The sequence below is a fragment of the Deferrivibrio sp. genome (assembly GCF_055117995.1).
Map to the genome: position 1 here is coordinate 1 of NZ_JBSQOT010000039.1, position 15281 is coordinate 15281.

Below are 15281 nucleotides of genomic sequence, written 5' to 3' on the forward strand. Positions count from 1 at the left end.
TGTTGCTTTTTTTGTCAAAATCATAATACAACATTTTGGAGGCATTATCAATTATAAATGCCTGTCAAATAACATTTCTTATATAAAAATGGGGTGATGGCAGTTTTGGGCTTTACGCTACAATAAAACTTTTAGGACTTCCAGGTCAATTTATCTATAATGTGGTCTATGGCTCTTTGTAATATGTTGATAAAAAATAAAATAACTTTAAAAGGTCTAGGGATGACAATGAACAAAAAATATCTGATATAGCCTATTGCAGATTTAAAGTAGTATAAAAAATCACGCCAGATTGACTTTAACATTTTATCAGCCTTTTGTAAGCTCCTTAACCTCTTTCAATATCAGCCATTCATCTGCTGCTTTTTTTAAATAGCTTTTGCAATAATAGGTTAAGAGATTATTTTCTTTATCTATAAAATATTCAATGTACTTTACTTCTGACAGATTATTTCTGGTATTTTCTGATACGATTTTAAGCCCGCAATGTTTTAAAACATTAAAAATATCTTCAAAATACGCAGCGTACTCCGCTCTATTTCTGAAAAATTTTCTAAATTCGCTATCTTCATGATAAAAATCATAAATATATTCAGGTTTTTTCTCCTTAAAGCAATTTGCTCGAATTAAAATTATGTCAGTAGGTGATATCGACATTTTTCCCCTCTTTGAAAAGGGCAAGCTGAATCTGCTCGAGAAGCTCATTAAACGTGCCCCTGTTTAAAGCCGAGATAAAAATTGCATCATGGTAAAAGTTTTTTACATTTTCAAGAAGGTCAAGGTGAACTTTGTCAATTTTGTTAAAAACAAGCAGTTTCGGTTTATCTGTGAGATTAAGTTCTTCTAATATGGAATTTACGGAAGTTATGTGTTTTTCAAAATTTTCATTGGATATATCAATTACGTGCAATAAAAGGTCAGAATCTTCCAATTCTTCCAACGTAGATTTGAAAGCACCTTTTAGATTTTCCGGTAAATCCCTTATAAATCCCACCGTGTCGGTAATAATTACCTCTCTATCTTTTGGGAATCTGAGTCTTTTCGAACTTGTATCAAGAGTCGCAAACATAAGGTTATCAGCAAAAATATCGCTATTCGTCATAGAGTTGAGGAGTGTGGACTTGCCGGCATTTGTATAGCCGATAATTGAGACTATTGGTACTTTGTTTTTTACCCTTTTGCTTTTTTGTGTTTTTCTTGTTCTTTCGATATCTTTTAATTTTTTTGATAAGAAGGCTATGCGATCATTTATTCTTCTTCTGTCAATTTCAAGTTTTGTTTCGCCTGGACCTCTTCCCCCTATTCCACCCGTTAGTCTTGACAGGGAATCATCTCTTACAGAAAGCCTTGGCAAAATATGCTTTAACTGAGCAAGCTCAACTCTCAATTTACCTTCATTGGATTTTGCTCTTCTTGCAAAAATATCGAGAATTAGTTGTGTTCTGTCAAGTATTTTTAGCTCCGTCATATCTGAGATATTTTTTGCCTGAGCAGGTGTCAAAACATTGTCAAACACTATAAAATCAGCAGAAAGCTGCATAGACTTAATCAAAATATCCTTTAACCTGCCAGGTCCAATTACATATTTTGGATTTATTTCCTGCTTTATCTGGGTATGTGTTTCCAGCACTTCAAGCATTGCGCTTTCAGCCAATTCCTTTAGCTCGGAGATTTTATCTTCAGCTTCCCTTTTGGAAGGATAAATTCCGACCAGTATCGCAGAAGGGAGTGATTTATTCTTTTTTAAAATATCTGACTTTTCCTGCATCTCCTTTTCAAGAGATGTAACAAAAGATACAAAGTCGTCCATCTGGTTGTGGATGCTTGTATCTTCAAGAATGTCGTAAATTTTGTTTTCAGGATTTGGCGGCAGCAAGTGTGCAGTTTTAAGCCTTTCAGGCTCACCTTTTTCATTTGCCGTCAAGATTGAAATACTGTCCAGTCTTAAAAGTGCAAGGTCTGTGATATCATCATCGGTAAAATCTTCACCATACAGGTGTGTATGGATAAGTCTTAGCCCCCTAAGTTTGCCTGGTACAAGGCCAAACCTTTTTAGTACAGGAATGACTATCTCTTTATTTGTACCGACAATTACAAATCTTATGACGTTGTATCTGTCAATCAAAACTCCTATCTGTCTGTTTAGCTCGTATGAAAGAGATGTAATATTTTTTGCAAGCTCATAGGAAATTACAGCGCCGGAAAAACTTTTCTTTTTTTCAAGTTTTTTTAATTGGTTTAGCTGACTTGCCCTTAAATTTTCAAGATTACCTGATAATATTGTTGCCTCCGATAAAGTTATAATCTATAAAATAGTGAATATTCATAAAAAAATAAATATAATTTTGAGGTCAATATGGGAAAAAACTTGATAACTCCTTATGAAGCGCTTGAAAAAATCCTTGGAGCTTCTTCTTTTGTGGGCTTCGAGATAGTTGATATTTATAGTTCACCGGGGCGCGTTATCTCTGAAGACCCTATTTCCAGAAGGTCTTTGCCTGCATTTGCAAATTCTGCAATGGACGGATATGCAGTCAAGTTTGAAGATATAAAAAACATTCCGGCTGCTCTGAAAGTTATAGGTACAATTCAGGCTGGAGATGATATTTCGGGATTAAAACTTAAAGAGAAAACAGCATACAAAATAATGACCGGTGCCTTTATCCCTGAGGGTGCAGACACGGTTGTGGAATATGAAGTTACTAATGAGAATGATGGTAATGTAACTATTTTGAATGAGAAGAAAAAGGGCGCAAATATAAGATTTCAGGGGGAAGATGTTAAGGAAGGAGAAGTTTTGGCTTTAAAAGGTGAGGTGATTACGCCGGAAATTTATGCAAGGCTAATATCTGTAGGAGTAGGTTTTGTAAAAGTATCGAGAAAGCCGAAAGTGTTGATTATTGCTACGGGGAATGAACTGGCTTATCCCGGAGAAAATGATGATAAATACAAAACAATTGATTCCAATAGCTTTTATTTGTCTGAAGTGCTAAAAAAAGAAGGCGCTGATGTGGAATATATGGGGATTTCCAGAGATAATATAGATGATTTTTCTTCAAAACTGCAAAATATCGATAAATATGAGTTTATAGTTTCATCTGCCGGTATTTCCGAAGGGGATTTTGATGTGGTTTCCAACGCAAGAGATGTTCTTGATATTCAATGGATTTTTAAAGGTGTAAAACAAAAGCCAGGAAAGCCCTTTTCGTTTGGGTTTATAAGAAATAAGCCTCTTTTTGCTCTTCCCGGAAACCCTGTAAGCTCGGCTTTTTGCACATACTTTTATATTTTGCCTTTTTTAAGAAAATCTACCGGAAGAAATAAGTTTTATAATGACAATATAACAGCCAGAACGCTTGATAAAATGTTTAAGAAAAACAACAGATTTCATTTTAACAGAGGCTTACTTAAGTACAACAGTGAGCTGAAAACTTTTGAGGTCAGCCCTTTTGTAACCCAAGATTCACACATTATAAACTCTATTGTTGCATCAAATTGCTATATTGTAGTTGATGAACATGTTACAGGAGAAATCAAAGAGGGTAGCGAAGTTAAATGTTATGTTTACAATAAAGACACCATATTTTGACATCCCTGTAGTTTATGAAGATGACAATATTGTAGTAGTAAACAAACCCCATGGCCTTTTGGTAATAGAGGACAGATATGATAAGGATTTGCCTACCCTGAAAAATATTCTGCAGGAGAAGTATGGGCAAATATACGTTGTCCACAGGCTTGATTTTGGGACAGGCGGGGTTATGGTTTTTGCCAGGGATAAGACTACGCATAAATATTTAAATTTTCAGTTTGAAAATGGCATTGTCGAGAAAGAATATTTTGCGGTTGTTAAAGGGACTGGTTTTGCTCCGGTAACAGTAATGTTGCCTATTTCTTCTAAAAATTCTCACGGAAAATATAAAATAAATTTTAAATCAGGGAAAAAGGCGATTACAAGTTTTGTTCCTGTAAAGGAATATAACGGTAAAACACTTGTAAAAGCAGTCCCTTTCACAGGCAGGACACATCAGATTAGAGTCCACCTGAAGACAATTAAATTTCCCCTTGTAAATGATTTTTTGTACAATGAAAAAACAGATGACAAACGTTTGACATTGATGTGTTATAAACTAAAATTTATGCACCCGGAAGATAAAAAACAAAGAATTTTTCAAACAGAAATCTCTGAGTATCTTAAATCCTTTTTAAAGTAGTACCTTGTGGAAATATGAACAAGATTATTTGTTAATCTACTATAATTTTTCTGTTGGAGACTCAATAAATATCGAAGGCAATTTAAACATATTGCTATTTTTGAAAAGTAAATTTACCTCTTTTTTGAGAATTCTGTGCCATTTTGCAGCAATTAGTTGACAAATTGGAAATACTTATTTAATATTGATTAGTTTAATTCGGGGGAATTATGTATCTTTACGCACAGCTTGAATTTGTTTTTCTCCAGAATGCAAGAGTGGGCGATATTCCGCTATTATTTATAATGTCTAACAAAGAACGATTCAGAGGGAAGATAGTAGATTTTGATCAGTATTCCATTATAATTGATGATGCCGGAGTAAAAATTAATATTGTAAAAAGGGATATTGCAACCATTGCATCGACAAAAAATGTAATTGATGTTGAATATATAAGTAAAACATATTACCAGGCTCACAAAGGCAGACACCCAAAACATACCCGGCCACCAATGCAGGATATTTTTCTTAATGAGGTGAGAAAGTCCAGATCGCCTGTGATTGCATACTTAAGAAATGGTGTGATGGTCAAAGGGCTTTTAATCGGATTTGATGATTATACTATGCTGACATCTTTTGAAGACAGACAACAGCTAATTTATAAAACTGCCGTTTCTACCGTTTATCCACTTTATCAGGTTGGTGAAATAATCAAATACGACGGTGAGGGTAAAAACGATGGAAAATTCTGATATAAGAATACTTGTTGTTGATGATGAAGAGCATACAAGGCTTGGTTATGCAGAAGTTTTAAAACTTGATGATTATAATGTGGATGTAGCGGAAAATGGTCTTGAAGGTTTAAAACTTGCAAAGGCAAACAAATATGATGTGATTGTAACTGATCTCAGGATGCCTGAGATGGATGGTGCAACCTTTATAGAAAATCTCAGAAGGTTTAATAAAGAAGTTAGGGTTGTCGTAATTACGGCGTTTGGCAGTTTTAAGTCATACAAGCAAATGACAAACCTCGGTGCGGTTGAATATATAAACAAGCCTGTCCGCGCAAAAGATTTGAAAGAAGCTGTCCAGAAAGTTCTTAAATTATAAGTTCTTTATATTTTTATCAAAAATCTCGCCAAACTTAGAATCTTTGTGCAAATGAGTCCAGATATTTTTCTTTATTTTGGAGGACAAGTAGTTTTCAATTGTAGGGGTAGAGAAAAATTTTGCTGCCAGCACAGTCGGGTCACCAGAATAAAATGTAACTTTTTTGGAGTATTTTTTCGGCAAAATATTAAGCTCGAAAAGAAGATTTACTAAATTGTCGAAATTTACAAAGCTATTAATACTAACATTTTGAATCTTTCCGAGATACTTTTCAATGTAGTCAAAAAGGGAAGACAATATCGCTTTCAGATATTTGATTTTTTCAATAAATCCCTCATCAATATAAATATTTATCCCTTTTTTGCGGTAAATATAAAATATTTTTTTATCATCAATCTGAGACATTTTTACAAGGATTTCAATCGGTACCTTGTCAATAAGTGACTGCCTGTCATTAAAGCTGAAATCGCTGTTGATTATCCCGTAATAAAGCATATTTTTTAATGTCTGCAATTTTGCAACAATTGTAACCGAGTCAGGGTCAATAAGAGGCTCTTTGATTTTTATGACACTGAAATCATCTGATACTTCCTGTACAGGGTTTTTGCCTTCCAGAAAAAACAACTCTTCAAAGTTATATTCGTCTGTGATGTATTGCAATTCAATGTTGTGAACAACACCTCCGGCGTCTACATAATGAACGCTTGAAAGCGAATCGAGTGAAACTATAAGGCTGTTGTTTTTTAGTCCGGAAGTAAGCCTGAAAAAAGACATTAGCTGTCTGGGAGATTTAAGAGGTTGAATAACCTCACAAAAAACCGAACCAAGCTCGAATGTATAGTAATTTATAATGTCGAGAAAATTTTTGCCATCAAAATGAATTTTATCAAGGACAAAAATTATCCTTTCAAAGTCAGGCACTTTTATATTTTCGTATATAAAGTCTGAGATTGTGTTGTCATCAATAAGATTTACGAGAGTCTCTTCAGTCCTCACAAGCCCGGAGTGGGAAATGTTATCTATTCCGGTAGAAAAGTAATAAAATTTTATGCCGGTATTATATTGAATCAGTATAAGTCCATCGCTAATTTCGCCTGGTTGCTTTTCTGAATCCTCTTCACTTTTTACACCTATGGATGAGTCATCTGAAAGATGTTCAGAAGAATTGCTTTGTTCATCTTGTTCAACCTTATCACTATCCTTATCAGAATTGCTGTCTGTTTTTCTTTTTTCACTTCTTTTAACTGCAACTATTTCCGGATTGTAATTTTCTCTTGCTATCCATTCCTCTGTGTCAACAATTATATCTTGTTTAATTACGTATTCACAGGCAAGTCTGTAGCCTGCGTCCAGATTGACCAGGGCAATCATAAGTCTGTCTTTTTTTGTGGGTTTGTTAATTTCTTTGCCATCACTGGAAGAAATTTTTACTTTGCATTTGCCACACTGACCGCTGCCGGAGCAAAGAGACTGCAAAGGGATATTGTTGTCTTTAAGTACCTGAAACAGCCTGGACCCAGACTTTGCTTCAACGGTAATGTTTTTGTTTTTTACAATTACCTTATATTTCTTAGAGAAAAACATCCTATAAAATTTGCCCTAAAAATTGCTTTAACCTTTCATTTTTAGGGTTTGCAAAGAGCTCCATAGGGGTGCCCATTTCGACAATTTCCCCGTTATCCATAAATACAACCCTGTCAGCCACTTCTCTTGCAAAACCCATTTCGTGGGTAACTACTACCATAGTCATCCCCTCTTTTGCAAGAGTTTTCATTACATCAAGTACCTCTCCTATCATTTCAGGGTCAAGTGCGCTTGTGGGTTCATCAAAAAGCATTATTTTAGGCCTCATAGCAAGAGCTCTTGCGATTGCCACACGTTGCTGCTGCCCACCTGAAAGCTGACTTGGATAACTGCCTGCCCTGTCAGCAAGCCCCACCTTCTCAAGCAGAGACATTGCGATTTCGGTAGCTTCTTTTTCGCTCATTTTTCTTACCTTAAGTGGTGCAAGTGTGATATTATCAAGGGCTGTCATATGGGGAAAAAGATTAAACTGCTGAAAAACCATTCCAACTTCTTCCCTGACTTTGTTAATGTTGGTCTTTTTATCCGTCAAAGGGATTCCGTCGATTATGATTCTCCCTTTGTTTATTGTCTCAAGAAGGTTAAGTGTTCTCAAAAATGTGGATTTGCCTGACCCGCTGGGGCCAATTACAACCACAACTTCCCCTTTATCAACATTCAGCGATACACCTTTTAGTGCTTTTACCCCGTTTGGATAAATTTTTACTACATTTTCTGCGATAATTATTGGTTCATTCATATTAATCACTCTCTGCCAATCTTCTTTCTAATAGTTGAACTATAAATGATAAGCCTGACGTTAACACCAGGTATAAAAGTGCTACCGTAAACCATACTTCAAACGGACTAAACGTTGAAGTAACAACTTCCCTTCCGGCTTTTGTAAGGTCTGTGATAGAGATTACAGACACAAGAGAAGAGTCTTTTATGAGGGAGATAAATTGACCCGCCATTGGAGGAAGCGTACGCTTTAAGGCTTGGGGCAAGATAATATATCTCATCGCCTGGTAATAATTCATACCGAGGCTTCTTGCAGCTTCCATCTGGCCTTTTGGAATAGACTGTATACCGGCTCTCACAATTTCTGCAATGTATGCACCAGCAAAAATTGACAGTGCTGCAACACCAGCTGTAAATCTGTCCAGGTTAAGTACCGTACCGATGAAAAAGTAAAATATAAATATCTGCACAAGGAGAGGAGTGCCTCTTATCAGCTCGATATAGGTAACGGTCAGCTTTTTTAATACCGGATTCCTTGATATTCTGCAAATCCCTGCTATTATTCCGATAATAATAGCAAAAAAGATTGATATAACAGATATTTTAAGGGTGATATATAATCCGCTTAATAGTGGACCTGGCTTTATCTGCTTCACCTTTGCAATTACATCCCCTTCAAAAACCAGATCACCATTCATTACTGTTATTTCGTCGAATTTTTTGAATGTTTTTTCCTCGCCGGCATCAGACACAACTGTTATCTTTTTGTCTTTAATGGTGACCGTTCCGTCAAATGGTGCTCTGATCTCAGAAGAAGAAGTGTTGATTACATACTGAAATAATCTTTCCCATCTCCAGATATAATCTACCTTTTTTGTGGTAGCATACAGGCCAAAACCAATTGCCACCAAAATAAGTACAAAAACCACATTCCATAAAAACTGTTTGCCTTTGCTTTCCATTAAAACCCCTTGATATAAAAAAGTGAAGGTCTGCCAAGGCAGACCTTTCTGTTTATTTTACCTGTTTTTTCCACTCGTCGCTTTTAAACCACTTTTCATATATTTTATCATAAGTGCCATCATTTTTAATCTGTCTTAAGAAATTGTTGAGCCAGTTGAGAAAATCAGGATCGCCTTTTCTTACTGCCCATGCAAGTGGCTCATAAGTAAAAGGCTCATCCAAAAATACAAGCTTGTCTTTATAATCAGCGTAGTAGAATGCACAAAGAGGAAGGTCATATATAAAAGCGTCAGCTTTACCATTTATAAAATCCTGAAATGCGTCTGACTCTGTTTCAAAAAGATTTTTTTTGGCCTTTGGTATATATTTTTTTGTAGCAAAATCAGCTGTTACGCCAAGTTTTGTGGCGATTGTGTATTTTTCATCATTTAAATCTCTATAAGACTTAACCTTTGAAGCAAGTTCCTTTTTTATTAATATAGTTTGCCCAACAACTATGTTTGGTTCAGCAAAATTAACCTGTAAATTTCTCTGTGGAGTAATTGTCATACCTGACATTATAATATCAAATTTTTCAGTTATAAGTGCGGGAATTATACCATCCCATGCAGTATTTACGAGTTTAAGCTTAACACCCATTGCTTTTGCCATCTGTTTGGCAATGTCCACATCAAAACCAATAATTTCCCCATTTGTTGCAGTCATTTCAAAAGGTTTGTAACCTGACTCAAGACCTACTCTGAGCTCCCCTCTTTTCATAATTTCATTGAGCGTGGATTTTTCCCAGAGTGAGTTGTCGCTTGCAAATCCACTTAGGGCTAAAACAAAAACCAATACGAAACTTAGAAAAAACTTTTTCATAAATCCTCCTTAATATGATTTCCCTTCATCAAGTAGCTCGGATATTATCATCCTAACATTGCAGTCCGGACATTTGGGTAATGTTTCTTTGGGTAGATAAATTATCTGAGTCCGCCCACACTTGGGACATTTAACTTCTACCGCTTCAACTTTTTCTTTCATAATAACCTCCTTGTCCAGACTATCAGGGTAGGTTAGTTTAGTTTCAAGAATATTTTTTTTCAAGCATTTTAATTAATCTTTAACAATTTTTTTATTTTTTCTTTGTATTAATGCTTATGTTTGATAACTTAATGATATTTAGTAAAAATTATCACTGTTTTAGAAGTGTGTTGCCAAACAGGATTTAATTGTAATGAACTTTGTAAAATTTAACCTAATTTTCGTTATAAATCTTACTCTTTTACAATTATCGGTGTTCATTCAATATATAAGTTTGAAACTTGCTAAATAAAATTGACACTCTTATATTAGGCTGATATAAAAAAACAAAAAATTGTGAGGGATTGTATGCTAAAAAAGTATCTTCTTGCACCTGGTCCGACTATGGTGCCTGAAAAGGTTTTGCTTGATATGGCAATGCCTGTAATACATCATAGGACAAGCGAATTTTCAAATATTTTTGGTGAGGTTCGTGAAAAGCTAAAGCCTCTTTTTGGCACGAAGGAAGATGTCTTGATACTTGCTTCAAGTGGTACTGCGGCAATGGAGGCTGCTTTGGTAAACACACTTAACAAAGGGGACAAGGTTTTAATAGTTAATGCTGGAAAATTTGGGCTTAGATGGAAAGAGATTGCTTTGGCCTATGAACTTGAGCCAATTACTATCGACCTTGAATGGGGGAGATCAGTTACGCCTGAGCAGGTTGAAACAAAGCTCATTGAGCATCCGGATATTAAAGCAGTATTTATGCAGGCTAGCGAGACCTCTACAACAGTGTACCATCCGGTAGAACAGATTGCCAAAATCACTTCACTTAGAGAAGATACTCTTCTTATTGTTGATGGTATTACATCTGTAGGGGTAGTTGAGACAAAAATGGATGAATGGGGGGTGGATGTTTTTGTTTCAGGTTCTCAAAAGGCATTTATGCTTCCTCCTGGGTTATCTTTTATAACAATGTCCAAAAAAGCCTGGAAGAAGACAGAATTATCAAAACTACCCAAGTATTATCTGAATCTTCAAAAAGAGCTAAAGTCCCAGCAGAAGAATACTACAGCATGGACACCAGCAGTAAATCTTATTATCGGGCTAAACACTGCTCTGGATTTAATGTTAAAAGAGGGGCTTGAAAAGGTATATAAAAGACATGAAACTTGTGCTGAGGCTACAAGGGCAGCTGTAAAAGCGTTGGGCTTTGAGTTATTGGCCAAAGATCTTCCTTCAAATGCAGCTACAGGAATTATTCTCCCCGAAGGGTTTGACGGAGGTAAATTTGTCAAATACATGAGAGAAGAAGTCGGGGTTACATTTGCAGGTGGTCAGGACCATTTGAAAGGGAAAATACTTAGAATCTCCCACTTGGGATACCATGATATTTTTGATACAATTATTGCAGTGAGTGCCCTTGAGCTTGGGTTGAAAAAGTTTGGACTTTATATAGAAATTGGCAAAGGAGTAAAAGCTGCACAGGAAATAATTATGAAAAGTTTGGTATAGCATTATGATTAATGAAACAAGGCTCCCTCAGAGAGCAAAAAAAATAAGAAGGGCAACAGCCGAAATTGAAAAGATTCTTGAAGGGTATGGATATACGGAAGTGTATCTTCCCCTTTATGAGTACTATGATATTTTATCAAAGACTGCCTGGGATTTTAGCGATGAAAATATTATAAGGTTTATAGATAGAAATACAGGTAAATCTATGGTATTAAGACCTGATTTTACTCCACAGGTATGTAGAAATGTAGCCAACTATTTTAATAGCTATCCGAGGCCTATCAGACTGAGCTATAAGGGTAGGATATTTAGGAATGTTAATACAAATAAAGGGCTTAAGTCCGAAATGCAGCAAATAGGTCTTGAACTTTTTGGTGAGGAAGAGCTGTTTGGAGACCTTGAACTGATAAATATCGGTTACAAATGTTTGCTTGCTCTGGGGATACAAGAATTTAAGATTGTTTTTACAGATATTTTCTTTTTGAAAGAAGTTTTAAACCTTATTGATAACAACGAAAACTATCTTAATCTTATTGAAACCAAAAATTATTCTGAAATTGAAAAGTTTTTGAATAGTGCCGGAATTTCAACTGATCGCCACGAGCTGTTTTCCACATTTGCAAAGTGCTATGGTGGATTTGAAATCCTTTCTGACATTCGTGAAAAAGTTTCATTTTCCAAAGAATTGCAGTCAAGGATAGACGAACTTGCGTCATTGCATAACAATCTTGTTGAACTCGGAGTTTCGAGCGACAAAATTGTATTTGACCTTTCTGAGACAAGCGGAATAAACTATTACACCGGGATCAATGTAAAATTTATCGGGCAAAGGGGGAATATCCTTGCTTCCGGTGGCAGGTATGATAATATTATGCGAAATTTTGGCATAAATATTTCAGCATGTGGTCTTGCCTTTAATCTTGAAGAGATTTTGACAGTGTATGGATTTAATGAAACAAAAGTTGAAGTCGATTATCTCGTTATTGGAAAGGATAATTTCAAAAAAGCTGAAGAATTAAGAAAAAAAGGCTTTAAAGTTTTATGGGTTAGTGATAAGGATAAGTTACAAAAACCTGAAATTGTTTACGATATAAAAAATATACTTTCGTGAGGTAAAATTATGAGCTGTTCTTTAATATTGGGTGCCCAATGGGGCGATGAAGGCAAAGGGAAGGTTGTAGACCTTTATACAGAAGAAGCTGATGTGGTGGTAAGATTTTCTGGCGGGCATAATGCAGGGCATACTGTTGTTATTAAAGGTGAGAAATACATTCTTCATTTGATTCCATCTGGAATTATGCACGATGGAAAAATAAATATCATAGGCAATGGGGTTGTAATAGACCCTGAGGCTTTGATTGATGAAATAAATGATTTAAAGGCAAGAGGGATAAAATTTGATGGCAGATTTTTTGTAAGCAAAAGAGCTCATTTGATAATGCCTTATCACAAAATATTTGACAAGCACAGTGAAGCAAAAAAGGGGAGCAAAAAAATCGGTACCACCGGGCGTGGGATTGGCCCTAGTTATGCTGACAAAATGGCAAGGGTGGGACTGAGAGTATGTGATCTTTATGATGATGAAGTCCTTAAGGAAAAAGTATTTCAAAATGTTGAAGAGGTAAATCTGATAGCAACAAAAATTCACGGTCTTGATGCACTTGATCCTATGGAAGTGTTTGAGAGTTATAGAAAATATGGTGAAATAATAAAGCCATATGTAGCTGAAACAAGCTATTTGATAAACAGACTTTACTCGGAAGGGAAAAAGATTATGCTTGAGGGTGCCCAAGGGACACTTCTTGATGTAGACCACGGCACATACCCATTTGTTACATCAAGCAATCCTACAGCTGGAGGAGCGTTTACCGGTACCGGACTTGCACCTCAGTCTTTGAATAATGTTGTTGGTGTGCTAAAAGCTTACACTACAAGAGTAGGTAGTGGACCTTTCCCTACGGAGCTTAACGATGATACAGGTCAAAAGCTCAGAGATATAGGTGGAGAATACGGAGCTACAACTGGAAGGCCAAGAAGGTGTGGATGGCTTGACCTCGTAGCGGCAAAATATGCTAAAATGTTAAGCGGGATAAACTATATTGCACTTACCAAGCTCGATGTATTGACAGGATTTGAAAAAATTAAAGTGTGTGTGGGTTATGAATACAATGGCAAAGTGTTTGATACATTCCCACCAGAAATAAAAATACTTGAAAATCTTACCCCAGTTTACAAGGAATTTGACGGATGGTCAGAAGATATTTCAAAAGTAAGAGCATATGATGAGCTTCCAGCAAACGCAAAAAAGTATCTTGAGTTTATAAAGGAAAATCTTGATATTGAGTATGCACTTATATCACTTGGAACAGATAGGGAAGAAACAATAATTTTAAATAAAGTTTTTTAAAAAATTTGTTGACAATGATAAAACCTTTTGTTATATAGTCATTCCCTTTTGGGAAAGAGAATGTGAGCCGTTAGCTCAGTAGGTAGAGCAACTGCCTTTTAAGCAGTGGGTCGTAGGTTCGATCCCTACACGGCTCATTTTAGTGTCCCTATCGTCTAGCCTGGCCTAGGACACCGGCCTTTCACGCCGGCAACAGGGGTTCAAATCCCCTTAGGGACGTATAATCGGGCGGTTAGCTCAGCTGGGAGAGCATCGGCCTTACAAGCCGAGGGTCGTAGGTTCGATCCCTGCACCGCCCATTTTGGGGGCGTAGTTCAGTTGGTTAGAACGCTGGCCTGTCACGCCAGAGGTCGCGAGTTCGAGTCTCGTCGTCCCCGTATCAAGCCACCTTTTTGGTGGCTTTTTTTAGTTTAAGGGTGTATTATTTGGTATGAAAATTTTAGCTCAAAACAAAAAAGCTCTGCACGACTATGAAATAATTGAGAAGATTGAAGCAGGAATAGTGTTGCAGGGTACAGAAGTAAAATCCTGTAAAAGTGGAAAAGTAAACTTAAGGGATGCTTTTGTAAAAGTTAAAGACGGTGAGGCATTTTTGCTGAATGCTCACATATCGCATTATGAACAGGGAAATATTTCCAATCATGAACCCACAAGGACAAGAAAACTTTTGCTTCACAAAAGGGAGATAAATAAACTTATAGGCAAGTCCCAGGAAAAGGGGTTGACTATTGTCCCACTTAAATTTTATCTCAACAAAAATCTTATAAAGGTAGAAATTGCCCTGGCAAGGGGCAAGAAGAGCCACGACAAGCGGAACGATATTAAAGAGAAGGATCTTGAAAAAGAAATATCAAGAGACTTTAAAAATAAGTTTAAGATAAAATAATCTTTACATTTTTAGCATAAAATATATATTGTAAATCCCTTTTAGGGGGCGCATAGGCTTCGACGGGGAGTCGTAGGCTCTAAGGTGCATGCCGAGGTTCGGTACCTCGTAAAACAGCCGAACAATAATAATTGCAAACGACGAATTAGCACTCGCTGCTTAATTGACGGCGACGTCACTGTAAGGTTTGCCTGTGACTTTGCAGATGGCGACAACTGAGCAGGCTGGCCGAATGCGACGCCTTTAAGCATTCGGTAAGATTTAAAAGGCTTACCAAACTCTAAGCCTGCCTGCGGGCATTGGGTTTGGGAAATTTAATCGCAGGATAAGCATGTAGTGCCTGGGGAAGAAAGCTCTTCGGACGCGGGTTCGATTCCCGCCGCCTCCATTCATATCTCCTCGTAAATCGTTGACTTACAAGATTTTTCTTGACAATTAATTTTTTCTTTGCCAAAATTTTGCCATAATTTTTGGAGTGGTTATGAGCAAAAAAGATTTTAATTATATAAGTAGTAAATTAAGAGAGTTTAATAGTTCCAAATACAATTTTGCTGATATCCAAATCTCCAAAATTGAGTTATTTGAGGATTTGAAATTCTCTAATTTTTATAATTTGATTGCTAATACCGCTCCTTTTCATTATGAGCATATTAATTCTGATTATGAAACTAATGTTGAAGATATATCAAAATATGTCACTATTGAGGCATTACATGGTTTGGTAGTGGTACGGAATAGGGAAAAGGACAGGTATTATTGCATAATTGGACTACCAAACTATGTGGTATTGAAGAAAATATATAATGCCCCCGGAAAATGAGACTGGATTTTTTGGGAGAAAAAATGTTAAAGGTAAAACGAGATGATAGCGAGAAAAGTTAACAAAGGGGGTAAATTG

At 36.2% G+C, this 15281-nt stretch carries 16 protein-coding genes, 4 tRNA genes and 1 other RNA gene; 14 read left to right on the forward strand and 7 right to left on the reverse strand.

Annotation, left to right across the window (positions count from 1 at the left end; genetic code table 11):
* Positions 1-309 precede the first annotated feature (309 nt).
* Both ACTCAF_RS09160 and hflX read right to left on the reverse strand, forming a co-directional pair.
* A complete protein-coding gene (locus ACTCAF_RS09160) occupies positions 310-657 on the reverse strand; it encodes a hypothetical protein (RefSeq protein WP_463062988.1) in 348 nt (115 codons plus the stop codon).
* The gene (gene hflX / locus ACTCAF_RS09165; RefSeq protein WP_463062989.1) at positions 638-2125 is read right to left on the reverse strand and encodes a GTPase HflX; all 1488 of its coding nucleotides are present in this window, start codon (positions 2123-2125) and stop codon (positions 638-640) included. The genes ACTCAF_RS09160 and hflX overlap by 20 nt, the downstream gene beginning before the upstream one ends.
* A gap of 231 nt (positions 2126-2356) precedes the next feature.
* Between hflX and ACTCAF_RS09170 the strand changes: the two genes are divergently transcribed.
* From ACTCAF_RS09170 to ACTCAF_RS09185, 4 genes are all read left to right on the forward strand, one after another.
* Positions 2357-3589, forward strand: coding sequence for a molybdopterin molybdotransferase MoeA (locus ACTCAF_RS09170; RefSeq protein ID WP_463062990.1), 1233 nt, complete (start codon positions 2357-2359; stop codon positions 3587-3589).
* Positions 3561-4214: an RluA family pseudouridine synthase gene (locus tag ACTCAF_RS09175; RefSeq protein WP_463062991.1), complete on the forward strand. Its 654-nt coding sequence runs from the start codon at positions 3561-3563 to the stop codon at positions 4212-4214. The genes ACTCAF_RS09170 and ACTCAF_RS09175 overlap by 29 nt, the downstream gene beginning before the upstream one ends.
* 209 nt (positions 4215-4423) lie before the next feature.
* Positions 4424-4945, forward strand: coding sequence for an RNA chaperone Hfq (hfq, locus tag ACTCAF_RS09180; protein ID WP_463062992.1), 522 nt, complete (start codon positions 4424-4426; stop codon positions 4943-4945).
* On the forward strand, positions 4932-5303 hold the full coding sequence (locus ACTCAF_RS09185; RefSeq protein ID WP_463062993.1) for a response regulator: 372 nt from the start codon (positions 4932-4934) through the stop codon (positions 5301-5303). The genes hfq and ACTCAF_RS09185 overlap by 14 nt, the downstream gene beginning before the upstream one ends.
* On the opposite strand, the gene ACTCAF_RS09190 is transcribed toward ACTCAF_RS09185, so the two are convergent.
* Genes ACTCAF_RS09190 through ACTCAF_RS09210 form a run of 5 tightly spaced genes read right to left on the reverse strand, consistent with a single transcriptional unit; the run spans position 5298 to position 9593 of the window.
* A complete protein-coding gene (locus tag ACTCAF_RS09190) occupies positions 5298-6887 on the reverse strand; it encodes a 2Fe-2S iron-sulfur cluster-binding protein (protein WP_463062994.1) in 1590 nt (529 codons plus the stop codon). The two genes, ACTCAF_RS09185 and ACTCAF_RS09190, sit on opposite strands and share 6 nt — an antisense overlap.
* Position 6888: 1 nt before the next feature.
* Positions 6889-7626: an amino acid ABC transporter ATP-binding protein gene (locus ACTCAF_RS09195; RefSeq protein ID WP_463062995.1), complete on the reverse strand. Its 738-nt coding sequence runs from the start codon at positions 7624-7626 to the stop codon at positions 6889-6891.
* 1 nt (position 7627) lies between these two features.
* Positions 7628-8569: an amino acid ABC transporter permease gene (locus ACTCAF_RS09200; RefSeq protein WP_463062996.1), complete on the reverse strand. Its 942-nt coding sequence runs from the start codon at positions 8567-8569 to the stop codon at positions 7628-7630.
* 52 nt (positions 8570-8621) lie between these two features.
* The gene (locus ACTCAF_RS09205) at positions 8622-9431 is read right to left on the reverse strand and encodes a transporter substrate-binding domain-containing protein (RefSeq protein ID WP_463062997.1); all 810 of its coding nucleotides are present in this window, start codon (positions 9429-9431) and stop codon (positions 8622-8624) included.
* A gap of 9 nt (positions 9432-9440) precedes the next feature.
* Positions 9441-9593, reverse strand: coding sequence for a hypothetical protein (locus ACTCAF_RS09210; protein WP_463062998.1), 153 nt, complete (start codon positions 9591-9593; stop codon positions 9441-9443).
* Between the two features lie 348 nt (positions 9594-9941).
* Here ACTCAF_RS09210 and ACTCAF_RS09215 point away from each other — a divergent pair, with 348 nt between their 5' ends.
* The 10 genes from ACTCAF_RS09215 to ACTCAF_RS09260 all read left to right on the forward strand — a co-directional run bounded on the left by ACTCAF_RS09215 (position 9942) and on the right by ACTCAF_RS09260 (position 15203).
* On the forward strand, positions 9942-11090 hold the full coding sequence (locus ACTCAF_RS09215; RefSeq protein ID WP_463062999.1) for a pyridoxal-phosphate-dependent aminotransferase family protein: 1149 nt from the start codon (positions 9942-9944) through the stop codon (positions 11088-11090).
* Between the two features lie 4 nt (positions 11091-11094).
* Entirely contained in the window at positions 11095-12201 is a 1107-nt protein-coding gene (locus tag ACTCAF_RS09220) for an ATP phosphoribosyltransferase regulatory subunit (RefSeq protein WP_463063000.1), read from the forward strand.
* Positions 12202-12210: 9 nt separating this feature from the next.
* On the forward strand, positions 12211-13497 hold the full coding sequence (locus ACTCAF_RS09225) for an adenylosuccinate synthase (RefSeq protein ID WP_463063001.1): 1287 nt from the start codon (positions 12211-12213) through the stop codon (positions 13495-13497).
* Positions 13498-13561: 64 nt separating this feature from the next.
* Positions 13562-13634 (forward strand) — tRNA-Lys (locus ACTCAF_RS09230).
* A 7-nt stretch (positions 13635-13641) separates the two neighbouring features.
* Positions 13642-13716: transfer RNA gene (locus ACTCAF_RS09235), tRNA-Glu, on the forward strand.
* Positions 13717-13723: 7 nt separating this feature from the next.
* Positions 13724-13796 (forward strand) — tRNA-Val (locus tag ACTCAF_RS09240).
* A gap of 4 nt (positions 13797-13800) precedes the next feature.
* Positions 13801-13874 (forward strand) — tRNA-Asp (locus tag ACTCAF_RS09245).
* Positions 13875-13927: 53 nt separating this feature from the next.
* Positions 13928-14383, forward strand: a complete 456-nt coding sequence (smpB, locus tag ACTCAF_RS09250; RefSeq protein WP_463063002.1) for an SsrA-binding protein SmpB — start codon at positions 13928-13930, stop codon at positions 14381-14383.
* Between the two features lie 44 nt (positions 14384-14427).
* Positions 14428-14774: a transfer-messenger RNA gene (ssrA, locus tag ACTCAF_RS09255) on the forward strand.
* A gap of 90 nt (positions 14775-14864) precedes the next feature.
* Complete coding sequence (locus ACTCAF_RS09260) at positions 14865-15203, forward strand: hypothetical protein (RefSeq protein ID WP_463063003.1); 339 nt, start codon at positions 14865-14867, stop codon at positions 15201-15203.
* Positions 15204-15281 lie beyond the last annotated feature (78 nt).

Bases quoted from the DNA above. Each gene is read 5' to 3' on its own strand.
- ACTCAF_RS09220 (WP_463063000.1), top strand. From the start codon at position 11,095: ATGATTAATGAAACAAGGCTCCCTCAGAGAGCAAAAAAAATAAGAAGG.
- ACTCAF_RS09260 (WP_463063003.1), top strand. From the start codon at position 14,865: ATGAGCAAAAAAGATTTTAATTATATAAGTAGTAAATTAAGAGAGTTT.
- ACTCAF_RS09170 (WP_463062990.1), top strand. From the start codon at position 2,357: ATGGGAAAAAACTTGATAACTCCTTATGAAGCGCTTGAAAAAATCCTT.
- ACTCAF_RS09225 (WP_463063001.1), top strand. From the start codon at position 12,211: ATGAGCTGTTCTTTAATATTGGGTGCCCAATGGGGCGATGAAGGCAAA.
- ACTCAF_RS09215 (WP_463062999.1), top strand. From the start codon at position 9,942: ATGCTAAAAAAGTATCTTCTTGCACCTGGTCCGACTATGGTGCCTGAA.
- ACTCAF_RS09200 (WP_463062996.1), bottom strand. From the start codon at position 8,569: ATGGAAAGCAAAGGCAAACAGTTTTTATGGAATGTGGTTTTTGTACTT.
- ACTCAF_RS09160 (WP_463062988.1), bottom strand. From the start codon at position 657: ATGTCGATATCACCTACTGACATAATTTTAATTCGAGCAAATTGCTTT.
- smpB (WP_463063002.1), top strand. From the start codon at position 13,928: ATGAAAATTTTAGCTCAAAACAAAAAAGCTCTGCACGACTATGAAATA.
- ACTCAF_RS09190 (WP_463062994.1), bottom strand. From the start codon at position 6,887: ATGTTTTTCTCTAAGAAATATAAGGTAATTGTAAAAAACAAAAACATT.
- hfq (WP_463062992.1), top strand. From the start codon at position 4,424: ATGTATCTTTACGCACAGCTTGAATTTGTTTTTCTCCAGAATGCAAGA.
- ACTCAF_RS09205 (WP_463062997.1), bottom strand. From the start codon at position 9,431: ATGAAAAAGTTTTTTCTAAGTTTCGTATTGGTTTTTGTTTTAGCCCTA.
- ACTCAF_RS09175 (WP_463062991.1), top strand. From the start codon at position 3,561: ATGTTTACAATAAAGACACCATATTTTGACATCCCTGTAGTTTATGAA.
- ACTCAF_RS09185 (WP_463062993.1), top strand. From the start codon at position 4,932: ATGGAAAATTCTGATATAAGAATACTTGTTGTTGATGATGAAGAGCAT.
- ACTCAF_RS09210 (WP_463062998.1), bottom strand. From the start codon at position 9,593: ATGAAAGAAAAAGTTGAAGCGGTAGAAGTTAAATGTCCCAAGTGTGGG.
- ACTCAF_RS09195 (WP_463062995.1), bottom strand. From the start codon at position 7,626: ATGAATGAACCAATAATTATCGCAGAAAATGTAGTAAAAATTTATCCA.